This is a genomic window from Amycolatopsis sp. CA-230715 (assembly GCF_018736145.1).
GTDB lineage: Bacteria > Actinomycetota > Actinomycetes > Mycobacteriales > Pseudonocardiaceae > Amycolatopsis.
In genome coordinates, this window is the sequence record NZ_CP059997.1 from 4184044 (window position 1) to 4205958 (window position 21915).

At 71.3% G+C, this 21915-nt stretch carries 14 protein-coding genes and 1 pseudogene; 7 read left to right on the plus strand and 8 right to left on the minus strand.

The genetic code is table 11. The features are described from left to right. The first annotated feature begins 75 nt into the window (after positions 1 to 75). Positions 76 to 2916 carry a leucine--tRNA ligase gene (gene leuS, locus HUW46_RS19855; RefSeq protein ID WP_215548695.1) on the plus strand — a complete coding sequence of 947 codons (2841 nt, stop codon included), beginning with the start codon at positions 76 to 78 and terminating at the stop codon, positions 2914 to 2916. 7 nt (positions 2917 to 2923) lie between these two features. Here the strand turns inward: leuS and HUW46_RS19860 are convergent, their stop codons facing one another. Both HUW46_RS19860 and HUW46_RS19865 read right to left on the minus strand, forming a co-directional pair. After that, positions 2924 to 6208 carry a hypothetical protein gene (locus HUW46_RS19860; protein ID WP_215548696.1) on the minus strand — a complete coding sequence of 1095 codons (3285 nt, stop codon included), beginning with the start codon at positions 6206 to 6208 and terminating at the stop codon, positions 2924 to 2926. Next, positions 6205 to 6948: a TetR/AcrR family transcriptional regulator gene (locus HUW46_RS19865; RefSeq protein ID WP_215548697.1), complete on the minus strand. Its 744-nt coding sequence runs from the start codon at positions 6946 to 6948 to the stop codon at positions 6205 to 6207. The genes HUW46_RS19860 and HUW46_RS19865 overlap by 4 nt, the downstream gene beginning before the upstream one ends. 136 nt (positions 6949 to 7084) lie before the next feature. Between HUW46_RS19865 and HUW46_RS19870 the strand changes: the two genes are divergently transcribed. From HUW46_RS19870 to ptsP, 3 genes and pseudogenes are all read left to right on the plus strand, one after another. Continuing rightward, positions 7085 to 8146 (plus strand): hypothetical protein, encoded by a 1062-nt coding sequence (locus HUW46_RS19870; RefSeq protein WP_215548698.1) that lies wholly within the window; start codon positions 7085 to 7087, stop codon positions 8144 to 8146. A gap of 260 nt (positions 8147 to 8406) precedes the next feature. Then, positions 8407 to 9302, plus strand: a pseudogene (locus tag HUW46_RS19875) (ribokinase). A 45-nt stretch (positions 9303 to 9347) separates the two neighbouring features. Then, on the plus strand, positions 9348 to 11000 hold the full coding sequence (gene ptsP, locus HUW46_RS19880) for a phosphoenolpyruvate--protein phosphotransferase (RefSeq protein WP_215548699.1): 1653 nt from the start codon (positions 9348 to 9350) through the stop codon (positions 10998 to 11000). On the opposite strand, the gene HUW46_RS19885 is transcribed toward ptsP, so the two are convergent. After that, positions 10981 to 11598: a DUF1707 SHOCT-like domain-containing protein gene (locus tag HUW46_RS19885; protein WP_215548700.1), complete on the minus strand. Its 618-nt coding sequence runs from the start codon at positions 11596 to 11598 to the stop codon at positions 10981 to 10983. The genes ptsP and HUW46_RS19885 overlap by 20 nt on opposite strands. 2 nt (positions 11599 to 11600) lie before the next feature. Further along, complete coding sequence (locus HUW46_RS19890; RefSeq protein ID WP_215548701.1) at positions 11601 to 12236, minus strand: DUF1707 SHOCT-like domain-containing protein; 636 nt, start codon at positions 12234 to 12236, stop codon at positions 11601 to 11603. Between the two features lie 87 nt (positions 12237 to 12323). Here HUW46_RS19890 and HUW46_RS19895 point away from each other — a divergent pair, with 87 nt between their 5' ends. Next, on the plus strand, positions 12324 to 13346 hold the full coding sequence (locus tag HUW46_RS19895; RefSeq protein WP_215548702.1) for a hypothetical protein: 1023 nt from the start codon (positions 12324 to 12326) through the stop codon (positions 13344 to 13346). Between the two features lie 4 nt (positions 13347 to 13350). Here HUW46_RS19895 and HUW46_RS19900 read toward each other — a convergent pair whose 3' ends face one another. The 3 genes from HUW46_RS19900 to HUW46_RS19910 are packed head-to-tail and all read right to left on the minus strand — an operon-like array spanning position 13351 to position 16333. Continuing rightward, the gene (locus HUW46_RS19900) at positions 13351 to 14013 is read right to left on the minus strand and encodes a response regulator (RefSeq protein WP_215548703.1); all 663 of its coding nucleotides are present in this window, start codon (positions 14011 to 14013) and stop codon (positions 13351 to 13353) included. Beyond that, a complete protein-coding gene (gene macS, locus HUW46_RS19905; RefSeq protein WP_215548704.1) occupies positions 14010 to 15137 on the minus strand; it encodes a MacS family sensor histidine kinase in 1128 nt (375 codons plus the stop codon). The genes HUW46_RS19900 and macS overlap by 4 nt, the downstream gene beginning before the upstream one ends. Continuing rightward, positions 15134 to 16333 (minus strand): AI-2E family transporter, encoded by a 1200-nt coding sequence (locus tag HUW46_RS19910; protein ID WP_215548705.1) that lies wholly within the window; start codon positions 16331 to 16333, stop codon positions 15134 to 15136. The genes macS and HUW46_RS19910 overlap by 4 nt, the downstream gene beginning before the upstream one ends. A gap of 292 nt (positions 16334 to 16625) precedes the next feature. Here HUW46_RS19910 and HUW46_RS19915 point away from each other — a divergent pair, with 292 nt between their 5' ends. Together HUW46_RS19915 and HUW46_RS19920 are read left to right on the plus strand one after the other, a co-directional pair. Next, positions 16626 to 17705 carry a hypothetical protein gene (locus HUW46_RS19915; protein WP_215548706.1) on the plus strand — a complete coding sequence of 360 codons (1080 nt, stop codon included), beginning with the start codon at positions 16626 to 16628 and terminating at the stop codon, positions 17703 to 17705. Positions 17706 to 17924: 219 nt separating this feature from the next. Then, positions 17925 to 20984, plus strand: coding sequence for a beta strand repeat-containing protein (locus HUW46_RS19920; protein WP_215548707.1), 3060 nt, complete (start codon positions 17925 to 17927; stop codon positions 20982 to 20984). Between the two features lie 61 nt (positions 20985 to 21045). On the opposite strand, the gene HUW46_RS19925 is transcribed toward HUW46_RS19920, so the two are convergent. Continuing rightward, entirely contained in the window at positions 21046 to 21822 is a 777-nt protein-coding gene (locus tag HUW46_RS19925) for a dioxygenase family protein (protein ID WP_215548708.1), read from the minus strand. Positions 21823 to 21915: the final 93 nt, after the last annotated feature.

Here is a 21915-nt window from a genome sequence, read left to right on the forward strand (position 1 = left end):
CGCGGCGACCCCTCACGCCCACGGGCTGAGGGGTCGAGTTGTTTCTGGACACCTTTTGCGAGACGGGATTCGGCGATGAGTGAGGCGACTGGCGGCCCCGAGCACCGCTACACCGCGGAGCTGGCGGGCAGGATCGAACGGCGCTGGCAGGATTACTGGTCCGACAACGGCACCTTCCACGCGCCCAACCCGGTCGGCCCGCTCGCCGGGGACGGCATCCCGTCGGACAAGCTGTTCGTGCAGGACATGTTCCCGTACCCGTCCGGCTCCGGCCTGCACGTCGGGCACCCGCTGGGCTACATCGGCACCGACGTCTACGCGCGCTACCACCGGATGATCGGGCGCAACGTGCTGCACGCGCTGGGCTACGACGCGTTCGGCCTGCCCGCGGAGCAGTACGCGGTGCAGACCGGCACGCACCCGCGCACCACCACGCAGGCGAACATCGCGAACATGCGCCGCCAGCTGAGCCAGCTGGGCCTCGGCCACGACGACCGGCGCTCGGTGGCCACCACCGATCCCGAGTTCTACAAGTGGACGCAGTGGATCTTCCTGCAGATCTTCAACTCCTACTACGACGAGAGGGCCGCGAAGGCGCGTCCGATCGCCGAGCTGGAGAAGGAGTTCGCCGAGGGCGCGCGCCCGACGCCGGACGGCAGGCCGTGGGCCGAGCTGAGCCCCGTCGAGCGGCGCAAGGTGATCGACTCCCACCGGCTGGTCTACATCTCCGACGCGCCGGTGAACTGGGCGCCGGGCCTTGGCACCGTGGTGGCGAACGAGGAGGTCACCGCGGACGGCCGCAGCGATCGCGGCAACTTCCCGGTGTTCCGCAAGAACCTGAGCCAGTGGATGATGCGGATCACCGCCTACGCCGACCGGCTGATCGACGATCTGGACCTGCTGGACTGGCCTGAGACGGTCAAGGCCATGCAGCGCAACTGGATCGGCCGTTCGCACGGCGCGCGCGTCACGTTCAAGGCGGGCGACGAGAACATCGAGGTCTTCACCACCCGCCCGGACACGCTGTTCGGCGCGACGTACATGGTGGTGGCGCCCGAGCACCCGCTGGTCGAGAAGCTGACCACGGCGGCGTGGCCGAGCGAGTACCAGGTGAGCTGGACCGGCGGCGCGGAAACGCCTGCCGAGGCCGTCGCCGAGTACCGTGCCGCGGCCTCGCGCAAGTCCGATCTGGACCGCCAGGAGAACAAGGAGAAGACCGGCGTCTTCACCGGGTCGTTCGCGGTGAACCCGGTCAACGGCAAGGAAATCCCGGTGTTCGTCGCCGACTACGTGCTGATGGGCTACGGCACCGGCGCGATCATGGCGGTGCCCGCGCAGGACCAGCGCGACTACGACTTCGCGAAGAAGTTCGGGCTGGAGATCGTCCGCACGGTGGACCCCGGCGCGGACTTCGACGGCGAGGCGTTCACCGGCGACGGGCTGGCGATCAACTCCGCCAACGACTCGATCAGCCTGGACGGCTTGGGCGTCGACGAGGCGAAGAAGGCGATCATCGGCTGGCTGGAGGAGCACGGCCACGGCGCCGGGACCGTCCAGTACAAGCTGCGGGACTGGCTGTTCGCGCGCCAGCGGTACTGGGGCGAGCCGTTCCCGATCGTCTACGACGAGCACGGCATGCCGCGCGCGGTGCCGGAGGAGCAGCTCCCGGTCGAACTGCCCGAGGTCGACGACTACACGCCCCGCACCTTCGACCCCGACGACGCGGACTCGGTGCCGTCGCCGCCGCTGTCCAGGGCGACGGACTGGGTCGAGGTGACCCTCGACCTCGGCGACGGGCCGAAGCAGTACCGCCGCGACACCAACGTGATGCCGCAGTGGGCCGGGTCCTGCTGGTACCAGCTGCGCTACGTGGACCCGACGAACTCCGAGGCGTTCGTCGCGCCGGAGAACGAAAAGTACTGGGTCGGCCCGCGGCCCGCCGAGCACGGCGCGGACGATCCCGGCGGCACCGACCTCTACGTCGGCGGGGTCGAGCACGCGGTGCTGCACCTGCTGTACTCGCGGTTCTGGCACAAGGTGCTCTTCGACCTGGGCCACGTGTCGTCGAAGGAGCCGTACCGCCGCCTGTTCAACCAGGGCTACATCCAGGCGAACGCCTACCGCGACGCGCGCGGCATCCCGGTGCCCGCCGACGAGGTCGAAGAGCGCGACGGCAAGTTCTTCCACGACGGCGAAGAGGTCTTCCAGGAATACGGGAAGATGGGCAAGAGCCTGAAGAACGCGGTGACGCCGGACGAGATGTTCCGCGACTACGGCGCCGACACGTTCCGGTTCTACGAGATGGCCATGGGCCCCCTGGCGGATTCGCGTCCGTGGGTCACCAAGGACGTCGTCGGCGCGCAGCGGTTCCTGCAGCGGCTGTGGCGGCTGTTCGTGGACGAGGAGACCGGCGCGCTGCGAGTGTCGGACTCGGCCGCGACGGACGAGGACCGCAAACGCTTGCACCGCGCCATTTCCGGGGTTCGCGAGGACTACGCGGAGCTGCGGCTCAACACCGCGGGCGCGAAGCTGATCGAGCTGAACAACTACCTGACGAAGGCCTACGGAACGGCCGAGGCCACGCCGAAGGAACTGGCCGAACCGCTGGTCCTGATGCTGGCGCCGCTGTGCCCGCACCTGGCCGAAGAGCTGTGGCGGCGGCTGGGCCACGAGGGTTCGCTCGCGCACGGCCCGTTCCCCGCGGTCGACGAGCAGTACCTCGTCGAGGACACCGTGGAGTACCCGATCCAGGTCAACGGCAAGGTGCGCTCGCGGATCACCGTGGCCGCCGACGCGAGCCGCGAGGACGTCCAAGCGGCGGCGCTGGCGGACGAGAAGATCGTCGCGCTGCTCGAAGGCGCCGAGCCGCGCAAGGTCATCGTGGTGCCGAACAAACTGGTCAACGTGGTGCGCTGAGCACCGGTCATTCCGGGGCGGTGCTCAGCTCGAACGCGCGGTCGCGGACGTCGGGGTCCGCGTGCCGCCGCAGCGCGCGCACGAGCAGCCGCCACGGTTCCGGCCAGCCGAGCCGGGAGCCCGCCCCGGCGAGCGCGACCGCGAAGGACCCGATTTCCGTGGTGCGCGCGGCTTCCAGCACCGCCGAGGGCTCCCACGGTTCGGCGGTCGCCGCGCGCGAGGCGAGCGCTGCGGCCGCGTGGACGAGCTGGACCGGCCGCGCGTCCCGCATGGGGTCGAGATCGGCGAGCAGGTCTTCGGCGGTGGATGCCATGCGCGCCACCGAAATCCGGAGCTTCATCGCGTCCGTGCCCGTCACGGCGTCCGCGACTTCGAGTGCCGCTTCCCGGGCCTGAAGCCGTCCCGCGGCAAGGGAAAGCTCTTCGACGAGGCGGCGGAGGCGTTGCCGCGCGGGCAGATCGCGGGTCGCTTCCGCGTCGGCGGGTTCGGTCGTGCCGACAAGATCCCGTGCGATGCCCGCGAGCGCTTCACGGCCGGGAGTCCACGCGCAAAGGGGCACCAGCGCGCCGAGCGCGGCGCGCCACAGCAGGCGCTCGTCGAGATCCGTCACGAAACCCGCGATCGCGGAAACCCGTTCCGGGGCCCAGGCGAGCCAGTTCCGGAGCGCGCCGACGGCGTACTCGCGCTGGTTTTCCGGGCCGTCCGAGGCGAGGCCCACGAGCAGCCCGGCGAACTCCGCGCGCCTGGGCTCAGCCATGTCGAACGGGCCGACCCGCAGGATCGGCGCCCTGACTTCGCGGTCCTGCGGCACCGCTTCGCGCAGGATCTCCCACGCCACCGGCGAATCCAGCCCGGTGACCGCGGCCGTCACGCACGCGCCCTTGACGTCGCGGTGCTGCTTCGGGGCGCGGAAGTACTCGGCGACCACGTCCATCGCGCGCGGGATCGCGAAATGCGCGACCATGCGCAGCAGTTCCTTCTTCGCCGTCGGCGTTTTCGCCGCGGCCAAGGTGCCCAGCAGGATTTCGCCGAGCCGGTCCGGCGCGACCCGTGCGGCGCACCGGCGCGCGCTGTACAACGCGCTGAGCGCGGACTGACCCGCTTCGCCGCCGGTCACCGAAACCTTCGCGCGCGCCAGCAGTTCGGGCAGGATCGCCGCCGGATCCGCCTGCCGGACCCAGCCCGCCATCGCCGCCTGCGCCAGCAGTTCGTCGGTGTCGTCGAGGTAGCGGCGCAGCGTTTCGGCGCCCTGCCCGAGATCGCCGAGCGCGCGCAGCGCGGCCGCTCTGGCCCAGCGCTGTTGCTCAGGATCCTCGATGAGGTTCGTCAGCAGGTCCGCGTGAATGCGCCGATGCCGGGGCGACCACCGATGCGCTTGCAGGTCCGTCACCGGAAGTTCGCGCGCCTTCTGCTCCGGCCCGTGCGCCCTGCCGCTCGGCCACGGGGCCACCAGCAGCAGGTCGAGCCGGTCGACCTGCGCGTGCAGGATGATCCGCCGCACCGGCTCCAGCGCGATCGCGCTCGGATCCAGTTCGAGCAGGCGTGTCAGCCGTTCCCGCCGCGTCCGCTTCGGCTTCAGCAGTTCGGCCGCGGCCGAGCGCATGTCGTACTCGGTGCCGTCGCGGAACTGGCTCTCCAGCAACGGAACGAGCGCGGGCACGTGCTCCGCCCTGCGTCCGAGCGAGGCCACGAGTTGGCCGAGCGGGCCGAAGTCCTGCCTGCGCGCCGCGGCCGTCGCGACCGGCAGCAGCGCGTCCACCAGGTCGTGCTCCTGACCGTGGCGCAGGATCCGGTGGGCGTACGGCAGCGGGCACGCGGTGTGCTCCCAGGCGCGGCGCAGCGTTTTCGTCGCATACGCGGTCACCGCGGGATCGCCGTCGTGACCGAGCACGCCGAACAGCACGGAAACGAGCGACAGCACCGACGACAAGGAGGTGTCGCGCGCGTCGAGCAGGGCCGAGACGAACCGGTCCAGCCCGTCGAGCGCGCCGGGGGTGATCGATCGCGGGTGAACTCGGTCCAAAGTGGACAGAATGGCGACGCGTACCGGTTCCTGCTCGCGCGCGGTCCGCTCGGCCACCCAGCCGAGCACCTCGGCGAGGGCTTCCGGGTCGCGGTCCGCCGCGGCGCAGGCGATCAGCAGCTGGTACCCGTTGGCTCGGTCTTCGGGCTTCCCGCGCCGGGTCAGCTCGCGGAGCTCCTCCGACGCCTCGGTGAGCGGGAGGAGGGGCAACAGGTACGACGGCGTTTCCTGCCCGCGCTCGCGGTGGATCGCCAGCATCCGCCGCGCTTCTTCGGCCCGGCGTCCGCGAGGCAGCTTGGTGAGCACGGCGTACGGGAAATACGCCCGGCTCGTTTCGGAACCGGCGTGCGCGGCGTCGAAGAACTCGGGCCGTCGCGCGGGTGGCACGGCGCGGAGGAGCCGGACGAACAGGTGTGGCCGTTCACGCGCCACACGGCCGAATTCGACGAACCACGGTCCGCCCTCGCGCACGGCGGCGTGCAGCGCGGACTTGGACAGCGCGGGGACCGTGCGGTCCCGCTGCGCCGCGGTCACGACGAGCCGCAGCGTGCGTTCCGCGTCCGCCCGCATCGCGTACGGCTTCGCCGTGAGCCAGCTGGGAAGCGAGGTCTTCGGGCCGTACCGCTCGACGACGTCCAACGCTCGTGCCGGTTCGCGCTCCGCGGCCGCTTCGACACCCGGCGAATGGTGCCGCCACCACGCCTCATATTGATGCTCGGGCAGCGAGGACAGCGCGCGCTCGGCTTCGGCCAGCATCACGCCGGGATGCCGCTCGCCGAGCACGGCCCAGTTCGTCACCGCGTGCGCGACTTCGGCCAAGTGCGCGCCGACGAACGCGGATCCGCCCGAGACGAGCAGAGCCGCGGCTTCGGCCGGGCCCCAGCGGTCCAGCACCGGTTCGAACAGCGCCTCGGCCAGGTCCTGCCAGCGTCGGGCCCTGATGCGCCGGTAGGTCGCCGCTCGTGCTGCCTTCGGCGCCGACCGCACGGCCGCGACGACGGAATCGAGCGGCACCGAAGGCAGCAGATCACTGAGGTGCGCCCGGAGCCTCACGGCGGGCACCTCGCTGGTGAGCGCCCGTTCGACGAGCCACACGCGGTGTCCCGCGGTGGCGAGGAAGAGCGCGACGACCTCGTCGCGTTCCCAGAGTGCGGCGAGCTGGGCGTCGAGTTCGGTGGCGGACAGCGCGCGGGCGTGCGCGGAGAGCGTCCGATCCCGTTCGGCGAGCGTCAGCGACGGCAGCGAAGCGAGCAGAGCGTCCGGTGTCACGTGATCTGGAGTCCGATTTCCCTGGCGAGGTCGGCGAGCATGGCGTCGAACAGTACATCGGGTTTGCTCACCGGGATGGGGTAATTTCCGAACACCTCGAGCGTCACGTGGCCGTAGAGCCGGGCCCAGAACTGGATCATCAGGTACGTGGTGCCGAGGTCGAGCTTCTCGGCGGGGAACGCGAGCCCCGATTCGGTGAGCACGGCCAGCAGCTCGCCCTGGAACGCCGCGAGATCGTCCCGCAGCTCCGCGGGAACCTGCTCCTCCGAGGGCGTGACCAGCGTCTGGGTGGCGAGCACCTGGCCGGCGGTGGTCAGGAAGATCCGCCCGAACGGCTCGTCGACCCTGCTCAGCGTCGTGACGCTGCCCGCGGCCGAGCCGACCTCGCCCGTCGGCGACGCGAACACCAGCGTGAACTCCTTGGTGTGCGTCAGCGCCCAGCGGCGGAAGCCCCGGCAGATCGCGAACAGCTGGAGCGCGCCGTCGTCGGGCATGCCCACGATGTCCTCGGCCAGTTTCGCGGCCAGATCGGCGCACACGTCGAGCCGGAGGTGCTCGACCAGATCGTCGCGCGAGCCGTAGTAGCGGTAGAGCGCGGGCGCGGTGATGCCGAGCTCGCGGGCGATCGCCCGGAGCGTGACCGCTTCGGGCCCCTGCTCGACCAGCAGCGCCCGCGCGGTCTGCCGGATGTCGTGGTCCGTCGCCGCGCGCTCCCTGCTCCGGCGGCTTGGCTTGTCCATCCTCCCCCAACCTCACCTCGTCGGCCTGTCTTCGCAGTCTAGGAGTTCACGCGCCCCTTACCGCCGGAACCGCGCGAAACGGCCCCCGGTTCGTGTCCGGTATGCGAAACTCCGCGGGATCACTGGGGAGAAGCACATGACGGTCCGGATCCATCGGCTCCAGAAACGCGGTCTCGGCGTGGTGGCCGGCGCGCTGATCCTGCTGCTGCTGGGCGGCTACTGGATCACCAACGTCGTCAACGGGCACTGGGCTGGCTCGTGGCTCAACATCATCGGCGCGTCGGTGTTCGGCACGATCTCGCTGGCGTCGGCGCTCGTAATGCTCTACCGGCGGTTTTTCCGCGAACCGAGGCTCGACGAGCTGTTCGCCGACGCGCGCGGGCTGACGCGCGCGGTGTCGGGGGCCGTGACGTGGTCCGTCGGCTGGCACGAGCTGAACGGCGCCGAGCTGAAGCGGACGTTCACCGGCTACGACGAAACCGAAGACGGCCCGGAAGCCTACGAACTGGTGCTTTCCGGTGCGCGGCCCGAAGGGTTTCCCGTCGGCATCGAGCTGACGCCCGGCGAGGCGGCCGAACTGCGGCGCGTGCTGCCCGCGCGGTTCGGCGGCACGGAGAGCGCGCCCGATGAGCGGATCTCCTCGGTGCACCCGCGCCGTCGTGCCGAAGTGCCGTCGGTGGTCGTCCCCCTCCAGGCGGTCGGGACCGCGTTGATCGCCAAGATCGGCACGCTCGGTGTCGTGCTCGCGTTCGGGTTCTTCCTGCTGCGCCGGTTCGCCGACGGCGTCCTCCATGACATCGCGTATCCGGTCGCGTCGTTCGGCGTCGCCATGGCGTTCTTCGCGGTGGGGCTGAAGGTGAACTCGACGAACTCGAAACACGCGCGCATCGAGCTGACGTCGCGCGGATTCGAATGCCGGTCCGGAAAGTCCACGGTGGCCACGGTCGCGCTCTGGTGGGACGAGATCGCGCGCCTGCGCCGGGTGGATCGCGTGGTCGAGTACCTGCCGTCGTACGCGGACTACCCGAGGCGGCATCCGGAGGCGGTGCTCCCCGGCGGTGAACCGGGCTGGTACCGGCTGCCGGTGAAGATGTCCGAGACCGGCGCGAAGAACTTCGCGCACGCCGTCGACACGCGGTGGCCGGGGTTCCTGGAGAACGGGGCGCCGCCGGCACCGATCACTCGGGGGGCTACGTGATCGGTGCCGGCGACCCGATGCCCCCTTGGCGGTTTCTCAGGCCACCGAGCGGGCAACGCCGCTTCGCGGACGAAGCGACGAGTTTGGAGAGGGCCACGGTTCATCGAAGTGACGCCTGGGGGATGGATATACCCCGATCGAGTGAACCGCGGCAAGCACTCGCCTTAGTGTCGCATTCAGAACCTGGGGAGTTACAAAGTTCTTCACATATGCATAGCCGGTGATGCGAGCCGAAGCACCATACGTGGCAGGCTTCGGGCATGGCGCACGAGGTACTGGTAATCAGCTCCGCCGCGGTGCTGGTGGTTGGCTCCGCCAACGTCGACCTGGTCGTTCCGGCCGAGCGGCGACCGGGCGCGGGTGAGACCGTGCTCGGCGGTGACACCGCGGTTTCCCCTGGTGGGAAGGGGGCGAACACCGCGGTCGCGGCGGGGCGCCTCGGCGCCGAGGTCGCACTGCTCGGCGCGGTCGGCGAGGACGCGTACGGCAGGGTCCTGCTGGACTCGCTTCGCGAGGCCGGTGTGCGCACCGATCTCGTCCGCGAAACCGGCAGGCCCACCGGGATCGCCTACATCACGGTGACCCCCGACGGCGAAAACTCGATCCTGGTGTCCCCCGGTGCCAACAGCGCGCTCGTCCCCGCCGATGTGGACGGCGTGTACGGCGGCGTGCGGGTCGTGGTCCTGTCGATGGAGATCCCGTTGCCGGTGGTGGAACGCGCGATCGAAGCGGCGGCCGAGTTGGGGGTGACGACCCTGCTGAATCTTTCGCCGGTGGCCGACGTTCCGGACGCGACGCTGGCCGCGCTCGACGTACTGCTGGTCAACGAGCACGAAGCCGCGTGGCTGCTCGGCGGCGAGACCCTCGGAAATCCTGGCGCACTGCTCGAACTGGGCCCGAAGGCGGCCGTGGTGACGGTCGGGGCCCGTGGCGCGCTGGTGGTGACCGCGGAAGGCGTGCGCGAGGTGCCTTCGCCGAAGGTGGAAGCGGTCGACACCACCGGCGCGGTGACGCGTTCGCGGGTGCGATGGCCGCCTCGCTCGCGGGTGGTGCGACCCTCGTGGACGCGGCGACGCGGGCGGTCGAGGTCGCGGCCGTCTCGGTGACCCGTCGCGGCGCGCAACCGTCCTACCCGATCTTGGAGGAGCTGTCATGACGGACTGGGTGTCGCCCCCGTCCCAGCACCGGTATGGTCTAGACCATGTCTGAATCGATGACGGGAAGCCTGACCGGTGTCGCGGTCAGCCCCGGCCGCGCCCGCGGCCCGGTGGTCAGGGTGGCCGAGCCGCTCGGCGAGCCCGAGCGCACCCCGGCGCCCGCCGATCCCGCCGCCGAAGCGGCCAGGATCGCGCCCGCGGCCAAGGCCGTCGCGGCCCGCCTCGAAGCGCTCGCGGAAACCGCCGAGGGCGAAGCCGCCACGATCCTGATCACCACCGCCGCCATGGCGAGCGATCCCGCGCTCACCGAACAGGCACAGCAACTCGTCACCGCGGAAAAGATTCCCGCGGCCCGCGCCGTCCACGAGGCGGCCGCCGGGTTCGCCAAGGCACTCGCCGCCGCGGGCGGATATCTCGCCGAGCGGGTTCGCGACGTCGAGGACGTGCGGGACCGGCTCGTCGCCGAGCTTCTCGGCATCGCCCCGCCCGGTGTCCCCGAGCTGACCACGCCGAGCGTGCTCGTCGCCAGGGACCTCGCGCCCGCCGACACCGCGGGCCTCGACCCCGCCAAGGTGCTCGCACTGGTCACCGAAGAAGGCGGCCCGACCAGCCACACCGCGATCCTCGCCCGCGCACTGCGGATCCCGGCCGTGGTCGCGGTTCGCGGGCTAATCGCGCTCGACGCCGACGCGCTGACCGTGGACGGGGACACCGGCGAAATCACGCGGGCGGACGCGTCCGAGCCGGTCCTCGCGGCCGGGACGAGCGGGCCCGTCGACTGGGACGGCACCGGGCGCACCGCCGACGGGCACCGCGTGAAGGTGCTCGGCAACGTCGGATCGGCCACCGACGCGCGCGCCGCCGTCGACGCGGGCGCCGAGGGCGTCGGGCTCTTCCGCACCGAATTCTGCTACCTCGACGCGCCCGCGGAGCCGTCCGTCGCCGAGCAGCGCGCGGCCTACGCGGCGGTGCTCGAACCGTTCCGCGGCAAGCCGGTGATCGTCAGGACGCTCGACGCGGGCGCCGACAAGCCGCTCGCCTTCCTCTCCCCGGAGGACGAGCCGAACCCGGCGCTCGGCGTCCGCGGCCTCCGCATCGCGTTCGACCGGCCGGAGGTCCTAGAACGCCAGCTCGAGGCCATCGCGGGCGCGGCAGCGGATTCGGGTGCCGAGGTGTCGGTGATGGCGCCGATGGTCGCGACCGCGGCCGAAGCCGCCTGGTTCGCCGAACGCGTCCGCGCGGCCGGGATCGCCCGCGCCGGGGTGATGATCGAAATCCCCGCCGCCGCGCTGTCCGCGGCCGAGATCCTCGCCGAGGTGGACTTCGTTTCGGTCGGCACCAACGACCTCGCCCAGTACACGTTCGCCGCCGATCGCCAGCTCGGTGCCGTCGCCGCGCTCAACGACCCGTGGCAGCCCGCGCTGCTGCGCCTGCTGGGGCTGATCGGCGACGCGGCGAAGGCGACCGGCAAGCCAGCGGGCGTGTGCGGTGAGGCGGCGGCCGATCCGCTGCTCGCCCGCGTGCTCACCGGGCTCGGGTTGACCAGCCTGTCGATGAACGCGGCCGCGGTGCGCGCGGTGGGCGCGAGCCTCGCCGAGGTGACCGTCGATCAGTGCCGTGCCGCCGCGACGGCCGCGCTCGCCGCCGGAAGCGGTGCGGCGGCGCGGAAGGCGGCGCTCAGCGCGGATCCCACCTGACCTGCGGCGGCCACCGCACCTGCAACCTGCCCGCCCGGTAGTACCGCGGCTTGCGGATCTCGAGTGACCCCATCCGCAGGGTCCCGGCGACCACGAACCGCACGCCGTCGGGCTGCCCGGCGCCGTGGGAGTGGTCTTCGACGCTGCCCGCGACCGCGTGGACGTCCGCCGTGGACACCGAAGCGGTCGACGGCACGAGCAGTTCCACCGAGCCGCCGCTGACGTCGAGGTCGATGCGGACCGAGCGGGACGAGAAGCGCGCTTCGGTGAAGTCCAGCTCGGTGGACCCCATCTTGCTGCGGATCGCGATTTCCTTCGGTACCAGCCAATCCCCGCGCCGCGTGGTCTGGGACAGGGTGGCCTTCAGTTCCAGCCGATCGGCCGCGGGCGCCCCTGCCGGCTGGTGGACGAGGCCGGGGAGGTCGGCGAGCACGACGTTCAGCTCGCCTCTGGTGCGCGCCGCGAGTGCGACGTCGGTGCGGTCGGCCAGTTCGTCGAGGGTCAGCAGCCCGAGCCCGACGGCCTTCTGCAACAGGGCGGCGACGTGCTCTCGTTCGGCGTCGGAGACCCGGAGGTTCCGTGGATCAGGTGCGGTCATGGTCAGCCGAAGAGCCCGCGTTTCGGATGCCGGATCGTCAGCGAGCCGCCGTGCACTCTGCCGGAAACCACGTAGCGGGGCGTGCCCGCGTGGCCGTTCGTGTTCGTCCGGTCGTTCAGCGCGCCCCACTTGACCTCGGTGACCGAGTTGACGTCGACCGCGGCCTGCTCGGGGATGATCAGCTCCACCGAACCCCATTTGGTGGACAGCTCGATGTTCACCACCGGCGACGCGACCGCGGCCTGGGTGAAGTCGAGCGTGGTGTTGCCGTACTTGTTGAGCACGCTGAGGTTCCCCGGCACCGACCAGCGCCCCTTGCGGACCAGGTTCGACCCGTGCGCCTTCAGCTCCAGCCGCTCACCGGCGAAGTTCGCGGCGGCGGGCGGCGTGCCAGGCACGACGGCGTCGCGGTGGACGAGCCCTGGCAGATCGGCGAGCACGACGTTCAGCTCGCCCCTGGTGCGCGCGGCCAGCGCGGTGTCGGTGCGCTCGGTGAACTCGTCGAGGTCGATGAGCCCGCGTCCGATCGCCTTCTCCAGCACCGCGACGACGTGTTCGCGTTCCGCGTCCGACACCCGGAGATCGCGCGGGTTGAGCGGTTTCGTGGAAACCGCCGTCTCTGCCTGGTCCTCACCCATGACCTCGATGGTAGGCGCGGAAAAGCACGGGCGGATCAGGGGAAAACCCTGACCGCCGGTGGTCTACTGGATCCGGGGGTGATGCCCGTGTCCCGGTTCCCCGTCCTGCTGCTGGCCTGCCTGCTGCTGTCCTCGTGCGCGGCCCCGCCGCCTCCGCGCGCCGAAGAACCGGTGCCGGGGCCGCTGCTCGTCGAGCCGGGTTCCGGCGGAATCCGCCTGGTGCTGCCGACTTCGCCGCCGATGGTGGTCGAAAACGGCAGGGCCCGCCCGATCCCGGGTATCCCCGCCGGAGACCGCGTGACCTCCGTGGTGCGCGTCGGCACCACGCCCGTGCTGCTTTCGGCGCGCCGGTGCGGGCCGTCGTGCACCGAGCCCGCCGACGTCTACGCCTGGTCGAAACCGCTCGGCAGGGCGTACAGCGTCGCACCGGCCGCCGACGGCACCGCGGTCTGGATGATCCGCGACGGCGGCACGCCGTGCCTGCTGCAACGGGTCCCGCTCGACGGCACGGCACCGGGCGAGGCGCAGCCCGCGAGCTGCCAGACCGCGGTGCGCGGCGAGGACCGCGACGGGCTGCTGATCACGGTCAACTCCGGGCGGCCGGAGGCACTCGACGTGCTCATCGACCCCGGAACCGGGCGCACCGTGCAGCAGTTCCCGCGAATCGCCGCGGTGGCGGGCGGCTCCCTGCTCGCGCTCGGCCTCGTCGACTTCACCGCGCACGAACTCGGCACCGGCCGGTCCCGCACGGTGCCGAGGCCGGTGCCGAACGGCAGGCCGGGCGTGGTCGTGCCGAGCCGGGACGGCCGCCTGCTCGCGGTGCCGTTCGAGGACCTGGAATGGCACGGCGGCACTACGCGCTCGCTCGACCTGTGGGTGCTCGACCTCGACGGCGGCGACCGGTGGACGCACGCGCCGTCGATGCCGGTCTCCACCGATTTCACCGCCGACGCGCTCGACTGGACCGCCGACGGCGACCTGGTGCTCACGGGTACTTTCGCGGGCAAAACGTCGTCGGCGGCCGCCTGGCGACCAGGGGAATCGCGCTGGCGTTCGATCGCGTCCGAGCTGCCCCCGCGATCGAACCGCTCGGTGGTCGCGTTGCCCTGAAGCGCTACTCCCGGTCGAGCCCGTGCTCGATCGCGTAGCGCGCCAGTTCCACCCGGTTGTGCAGCTGGAGCTTCCGCAGCGTCGACTGCACGTGGTTTTCCACCGTGCGGTGCGAGATGACCAGCTTCTCCGCGATCTGCCGCGCGGTCATCCCCTTCGCGACGTGCCGCAGCACATCGGTTTCGCGCTCGGTGAGCCGCGGCGGCGGGTCCCCGTCGGCCGCGGGCGCGTCCGCCATCCGCCGGTACTCGCCCAGCACCAGCCCGGCGAGCCCGGCGGTGAACACCGGATCGCCCGCCGCCGTGCGCCGGACCGCGTCGACCAGTTCCGGCGCCGACGCGGATTTCACCAGGTAGCCCGAAGCACCCGCTTTCACGGCTTCGAGCACGTCCGAATGCTCCCCGCTGGCCGACAGCACGAGCACCCTCGTCGACGGCAGCGCCGCCGTGATCTGCCTGGTCGCCTCGACCCCTGAGGTTTCGCCCAGGTTGAGGTCCATCAGCACGACCTCGGGCGCCACCGTTTTCGCGATCCGCACCGCGGAATCGGCGTCCGGCGCGCTCGCGCGCACGTCGAAACCGTGTTCGGCCAGGTCGCGGGCCACCCCGTCCCGCCACATCGGATGATCGTCGACCACCATCACGGAGATCGCGCGTTGCTCGGTCATCTGCCTCCCCTCCCTCGCGGCACCCGAACCTCCCATTCGGTGCCCCGGCCGGGCGCGGTGTCGAGCACCGCGGTGCCACCGAGGTCGCGCACCCGGCCCTTGATGGATTTCGCCACTCCTAGATGTCCTTGCGCCTCCGCTCGTTCCAGCCTGCCGTCCGGAATCCCCCGTCCGTCGTCCCGGACGGTCACCACGATCTCGTGGCCGAGGTCCTCCAGCAAGACCCACGCCTTCGTGTCCGGCCCGGCGTGCTTGTCCACGTTCGCCAGCGCTTCCCTGGTCACCGCGACCAGTTCCGCGGTGACCTCCGCGGGCAGCTCGACGGTGCCCGCGGGCGCGGCGACCTGGACCTTCGACGTCTGCAGGATCTGCAGCGCCCCGCGGAGATCGGCGAGCCCGCCGGAGCTGCTGCCGACCGGTTCGGTGCTGACGAGCGAGCGCAGCGCGATCTCCTGCTCGCCGGCGAGCGTGGCCAGCTCGGCCGCCTCCCCGCCCAGCTCGGCGCCGCGGCGGCGGACCCTGGCCAGCACCTGCAGCACGCTGTCGTGGATCGACCTGGCCAGCCGCTCGCGTTCGGCCGTCGCGGCTTCGGTGCGCAGCGCGCGCTCCAGCGCGGCCGACGAACTCCTGGCCACGGTCGCCGCCATGCCGATCAGGAACCCGCTCGCCATCAGCAGCACGCCGTCGCGCACCACGTCGAGGTTGAAGGTGAGCCTGGCGACTCCGGTCGCGCAGGCGAGCGCCAGCCCGGCGAGCACCCCGCCGGTCGCCCCGAACCGGGCACCCGCCGCCAGCGGGGGCACCGCCGCCCACACCGTGGTGATCAGCGGATGGGACGCGGCGTACTGCGCGTCGGAGAGGATCACCGGCGAGGTGAGCACGAGCCCGCAGGTCAGCACCACGTCGGTCACCACGAACCACGGCCACCGCAGCGGTTCGGCCACGTAGACGACCGTCGTCGCGGCCGTCCACACCAGCATCGCGCCGAGCACCGTCCACGCGAGCCACGGGCGCGCGAAGCCGTCGTGGTGCGCGATGACGACCGCCGCGGCGAACAGCGCCGTGACCGCCCGCAGCGCGACCGTCGCGAGCCACAGCGGCGTCGCCGGGTCGGGCCGCCTCACGGCGAGCCGTTCTCCTTGCCGTCCTTGCCCTTGTCGTCCTCGTCGGCGTTCGGCTGGGCGGCCTGGTCGTGCAGAACGTCCACTTCGGACGGAACGGGATCGACCTCGTGCAGCAGCGACCGGATGCCCGCGTTGAGCACGGCCAGCAGCGGCACCGCGAGCAGCGCGCCCGCGATCCCGGCGGCGACCAGTCCCGCGGTGATCGCGAGAACGACGGCGAGCGGGTGCAGCTTGACCGCGCGCCCGAGCAGCAGCGGTTGCAGCACATGGCTTTCCAGCTGCATCACGCCGATCACGATCGCGAGGACGATGAGCGCGGTGATGAAGTTGTTCGTGACGAGCGCGACGAGCACCGCGACGCCGCCGGTGATCACCGCGCCGATGATCGGGATGAACGCGCCGAGGAACACCAGCGTGGCGAGCGGGATCACCAGCGGCACACCGACGATGGCGAGCCCGATGCCGATGCCGACGGCGTCCACCACCGCCACGATCGCGGTGGCCCGGACGTAGCTGACGAGCGAGGCGAACCCGCGCCTGCCCGCGACGTCGACCCTCGGCCGCACGTGCGCGGGGATGCCGCGCATCAGGAACGTCCAGATCCCGTCGCCGCCGCTGAGGAAGAAGATCAGCACGAACAGCGTCAGCACGAACCCGGTGAGCACCTCGCCGACCGTGCTGGCGGTGGTGAGCGCGCTGTCGGTGAGCGCGGCCTGGTTGTCCTGCAGGAACGCGATCGCCTTGTCGACGAAGCCCTGGAACTGGTCCTGGCCGAGCTGGATCGGCCCGTTGATCAGCCAGTCCTTGATCTGCAGGAGGCTCTGGTTCAGCTGGCGCTGCAGTTCGGGGAGGCCGTCGGTGAACTGCACGACGACGAACGTGAGCAGCCCGCCGAGCACCGCGAGCCCGGCGATCAGCACGATCGCCGCGGCGAGCCCCTTCGGCACCTTCGCCTTGACGAGCTGCGCAACGGCGGGGGCGAGCAGCGCGGCGAGCAGCAGCGCGATCGACACCGGGATCACGACCACCGACAGGTAGCCGACGAGCCACAGCACGACGTACAGCGCGGCGATCACGACGAGGAAGCGCCACGACAGCGCGGCGCCGATCCGCAGCCCCCTCGGCACCAGCTTCGCCACATCGGAATCCCCGTCGCGGAACGGGTTCTGGTCGGTGTTGCCCTGGGCGTCGCTCACCGGCACACAGTATCGGTCCCGGGCCGCGGAGACGTGCCAGAGCGCCCCAGAGCGCCACGGTGTGCCCGTTCGCACCCGACTCGCGAGTAGCCGAGGACGGCCAGCTCCGATTACCGAATGTCAGACCCGGCCACACGATGTGTTCTTCACACGATCGTGCAATCAAGTCGCGTCGAAGTCGCGCTCGCCTTCCCCGATTTGATTGTCTCGTAGGGCGACACCGGAACAGAAACGCGAAATCCGGTTCACCCAGAGCAAATCCAGTTACGGCGAAACGCGGACAAGGAGCACTGTGAGGCAGTCGGCACCGAGGGGACAGCGGGGTACGGCACGTGCCGGCCGCTGGTTCTCGCGTGCCCTGCTCGTGCTCGGCGGCGCGCTCGCGGGAACCGCCGCCGCGTGGGCACTGTCGACCACCATCGCGGGCGCCACCACCGAGACCTCTTCCGCGCACGCCTCCGCTTCCGCGTCTGCGTCCGAGTCCGAGCGCGGCGACTCGGACCTCACCCCGATCACCAACGCCGCCGTGCACGGTGTCAACCACGTCACCGGCGGCGTCTCCGAGTTCGTCGGCGACGCCACCGGCGCGGCCGTGCACGGCTGGCAGGAAGTCACCGGCGCGGCCCCGTCGCCGCGGCCGATGGACCCCGGTTTCGACCGCACCCACCTCAAGCACCGCCAGCACCGCGTGATCGGCGCCGGGAACATCGACGAGACGGCAGCCGACCAGGTCGCCGGTGCCGTGCGGGACCTCGCGGACAACGCGGTCGTCCGCCCGGTCGGCGACACGCTCGGCGCCGTCGAGCACATCGTGTGGAAGCCGGAGGACGCGCCGCAGGTCATCGACCGCGCGCTGACCCCGCCGCCGGGGTCGTTCGATCTCGGCGAGGAGATCGGCAAGGTCCTCGACCCGAAGAAGAAGGGCCTGCTCCCGGAACTGCCCTCGGTGCTGCCGGGCCAGGACGACACCGAAAACCCGGTCACCGAACCGGCTCCGCTCCCGGCGCTTCCGCCGGTCGCCGCACCGGTGCTCGACCCGGCGGCCGCGCTGGCTGGCCCCTTCCTCTCCTCGCCCGCGACGACCTCGAAGGCGCTCTCGGACGACGTCGCCCACGGCACCAAGTCCGATCGTGACGAGCACCGCGGTGACTTCCCCGCTCCGTTCGCGCCCGGCCAGTCCCCGCTGGTCCCGCTGAGCTTCCCGGCCACTCCCGGCGGTTCCACCGTCGGCGGCCACTTCGACGGTCCGCTGCTCGGCATCCCCGCCGCGGCCGCGACCGTGTACGACTACATCGAGCCGAGCACGCTGCTCGCCGGTGTGCGGCACCTGCCGTTCGAGCCGGGCGCGCAGCCCGGTGTCACTCCTGACTGATTTCCCGCGCGGGGCAGCCGACGCGCCCTGAATCGCCGCCATTTCCGTGCGGCAGCGCGTCGCCTTCCATTTCCCCGCAATTCCCGCGGCGCACACCTTTGTGCCCGCCCCCGGGTGCGGACCAATTCTCCGCACCCACCCCTCCCTCGTCGTGCGCGAATTCGCCGAGAGGGACTCACAAGCCCGCAAGGGAACCCAAGAAAAAAGGAGATCCAACTCATGCAGACCTGGGCGAAGCGCGGAATCCAGACCGCGTTGGTCACGGGTGGTTTGCTGATGCTGGGCACTGGCATCGCTTCCGCCGACGAAGGCGGGAACCCCGACTCCCCCGCAGGCCCGCTCGACCTGAACGTCAACATCCCCGTTGACATCGAGCAGAACGCGATCGGCACCCCGCTCGGGCAGCTCGACATGCCGGGCTACAAGGGCGAGATCAGCACCAAGCCGGTCACCGAACCGCTCAAGAAGGCACTGGCGCCGCTGACGAAGGCGGCCAAGCCGGTCACCGACGCCGCGAAGCCCGCCACCGACGTCGCCAAGAAGGCGGCCGGTGCCGCGACGAAGGCCGCCGACACCACGGTCAAGGCCGGTCAGGCCATGGGCAAGGGCGACATCGCGCAGGGCGTCGGCGAGATCACCGACCCCAACTTCACGCTGACCGACGATGCCTTCAAGGGCAACAAGGTCTCCGGTGACGTGACCGTTCCGGTGCAGATCGCCGGCAACGCGGTCGCCGCTCTCGGCGACGCGGAGGTCGACGGCTCCGAGGCCACGCAGACCTACGAGCACAACCAGGACGTCGCCACCGACGGGTCGCACTCCGGCCTCGCGGGCAACGCGGTCGCGCTGGACTGGGCGCTGCCCGTCCAGCTCGCGGGTAACGCCATCGGCGGCGCGGGCGGCAGCGCGCGCACCAAGGGCTCCGCGAGCCAGAGCGTCGTCGAGACCGGCAACACCTCGACCGACGGCACCGGGTCCGGCACCTCCGGCAACGTGGTCGCGCCGCAGTTCGCGACCCCGATCCAGGTCACCGGCAACGCGGTCTCCGGGCTGCTGGCGAACGCCTACAGCGAGTACGACGCCGACACCAACGCCGAAGCGGGCGGCTGGATCCAGAGCGACGGCGACGGCGGCAGCGTCACCGGCAACGTGGTCGGCGCGCCGATCGCGCTGCCCGTGAAGCTCAACGGCAACGCGGTCACGGCGTGGGGCTCCGACGCGGACACCGTGTCCAACTCGGTCGCCGACGCGACCGCGGGTGGCACCACCCCCGGGCTCAACGACATCCCGAGCTACATCCAGACCCACGGCGACAAGTCGTTCGTGGCGGGCAACATCGTGCAGCCGCAGGGCTCGCTCGTCGCCAACGTCGCGAACAACGCCGCGTCCTGGATCGGCAACGCCACCACCGGCAACGCGCTGGGCGACTACGCCAGCGCCGGGTCGACGTCGAGCACCGTGAAGTCGGGTGGCTTCTCGAGCACCACCGGTGACAAGTCCGCCGGATCGGGCAACCTGGTCGACGCCCCGGTCGCGCTGCCGGTCGAGGCGTGCGGCATCGGTGGCACCTACATCGGCAACGCGCACGCGTTGTGCGACAACACCACCGACGCGGTCGCCGGTGACGGCACCTACACCACCGGCAACGGCTCGTTCCTCGCCGGGAACGACGTCGCCGCCCAGCCCGCCCTCACCCCCGAGGTGCTGGGTATCGGCGCGTCGCACATCGGCAACGCCTCCGGCACCACGTCGGAGGAGAAAAACGTCAAGGCCGGCGGCTACAACGGCACGCAGGGCAACGACGGCAGTGCGGCGGGCAACCTGGTCCAGGTTCCCCTCGCGGTGCCCGCCGAGGTCCTCGGTGTCGGCGGCTCCTACATCGGCCAGGGCCACGGCACCGCGACCGAGACCAAGGTCGTCAAGGCCGGTGGCGGCGGCAACACGCAGGACGACAACGGCCTGCTGGACTCGAACCTGGTCGCCACCCCGCTGTCGGTCCCGGCGCAGGTCTTCGGCGTCGGCGCGTCGCACATCGGGCGCGGCACCGGTGAAGCCACCACCGACACCACCTCCACCGCGGGCGGCGACGTCAAGGCGACCGGCGACAAGGCGGGCGCCTCGGGCAACATCGGCTTCGTGCCGGCTTCGCTGCCGCTGCAGGTGCACGGCCTCGGCGGCTCGTTCATCGGCACCGGCACCGGTGCCAGCGAGAACCTGACCGACTCCCTCGCGGGCGGCAAGGCTCACGCGACCGGTAAGGACTCCGCCGTCGGCGGCAACATCGTGCAGGTCCCGGTCGCCGGTGCGGGCACCGTGTTCGGCGACGCCGCCGGGCTCATCGCGCTGGTTTCGGGCGAGAGCACGAACGACGTCGTGTCCACCGCGGGCGGCGACAGCGAGACCGACGGTGACGGCGGCGCCGTGGCCGGTGACGTGGTCAGCGCCGACGCGATGCCGATCGCGCAGGTCTTCGGCGACGCTGTCGCCCCGCTGGCCAAGGCCACCGGGCTCGGCTCGAACACCACCGAGGTGCACTCGGGTGGTGACATCACCACCTCGGGCGTCGACGGCGGTGGCGCCGGCGACATCATCGACGTCCCGCTCGCGGCGGTCCCGCAGGTGTTCGGCGACGCGGTCGCGGCGGCAGGCGTCGCGGACGCGGTCGGCAACAACACCACCACCGGCACCACTGGTGGCAAGGACGTGACCGACGGCGAATTCGGCAGCCTCGACGGCTTCGACGGCCAGCTGCCGATCGGCGCGCTGGTGCAGGTCTACGACGTTCCGCTGGCACTGGTCGCCCACGCGGCGGCCGCGGCCACGAACGACACCACCATCGAGAACGAGCCGCAGATCGACCTGCCGATCGACGGCGACGAGCTGCCGATCGACGTGCTGCCCTCGCTGCCGCAGCCGGAGGTGCCCAGCATCCCCGGCATCGGTGGCAAGTCGCTGACCGGTGGCGGTGCCGCGCTCCCGGCGCTGCCCGCGCTCCCCTCGCTGCCCGGCGTGGGCCAGCGCGAGGACGTGCCGCACACCCTGCCCACCGACCTGCCGGTCACGGTGCCCGCGGTGGACTCGCTGCCGAAGCTGCCGGTTTCGCTGCCGACGCTGACGGGCGTGTCCAACCCGATGCACACCCTGCCCGCCCTCAACGGCGTGCACCTCACCCCGGAGACAGCTCAGGCCCCCGCAACGGCTGAGATGCCCTCCACCCCGCTGAGCCTGATCCAGAAGTTCCTGGCCAAGTTCACCGGCAAGAAGTTCCACACCATGTGATCGAGTAGCACCGAAAAAACGGGCCCCGGGAGCAGCCAGCTCCCGGGGCCCGTTTGTCGTTTCAGCCGATGCGGACGGACCGCTTCGCCAGGCCGAACCAGTAGCCGTCGATCACGGTTTCCGGTGTGGCGTCAGGGGTTCCGGCGCCGAGCGAGACGAACAGCGGCGCGAAGTGTTCGATGCGCGGGTGCGCGAGCGCGGCGGCGGGGGCCTTGTGCTGGAAGTCGAGCAGCGCGTCGAGATCACCGCTGCCGAGCACTTCCGCGCCCCACGCGTCGAATTCCGAAGACCACGCGGGCGGCGCGCCGTCGCTGCCGGTCACCGCGCCCATCGCGGACAGGTTGTGCGTGAAGAACCCGCTGCCGATGATCAGCACGCCCTCGTCGCGCAACGGGGCGAGCCGCCTGCCCAGTTCGAACAGGTCGCGCGGATCCAGTGACGGCATGGAGATCTGGAGCACCGGCACGTCCGCGTCGGGGAACATCTCCACCAGCGGCACGTAAGCACCGTGGTCGAGCCCGCGCTCCGGCGCCTCGTGCACCGGGGTTTCCTTGGCGCGCAACAGTTTTCGCACCTTTTCGGCGAGTTCCGGTGCGCCGGGGGCCGGGTAGGTCACGCGGTAGTAGCGCTCGGGGAAGCCCCAGAAGTCGTAGACCAGCGGCACGGTCGTGGTGGCACCGATGGTCAGCGGGGCCTCTTCCCAGTGCGCCGACACCACCAGGATCGCGGTCGGCTTCGCCAAGTCCGCGGACAGCTCGCGCAACTGGCGGGTCCAGGTGGCGTCGTCGGCGAGCGGCGGTGCGCCGTGGCTCAGGTAGAGCACGGGAGCGGTCGGCATCCCAGCCTCCAAGGTTGAAAGTTCAACTATGTGACACTCTACGCTCCTCCGCCGCGAAATATTCCGATCGCAGTCCTTCGAGCGTGGCCGCCA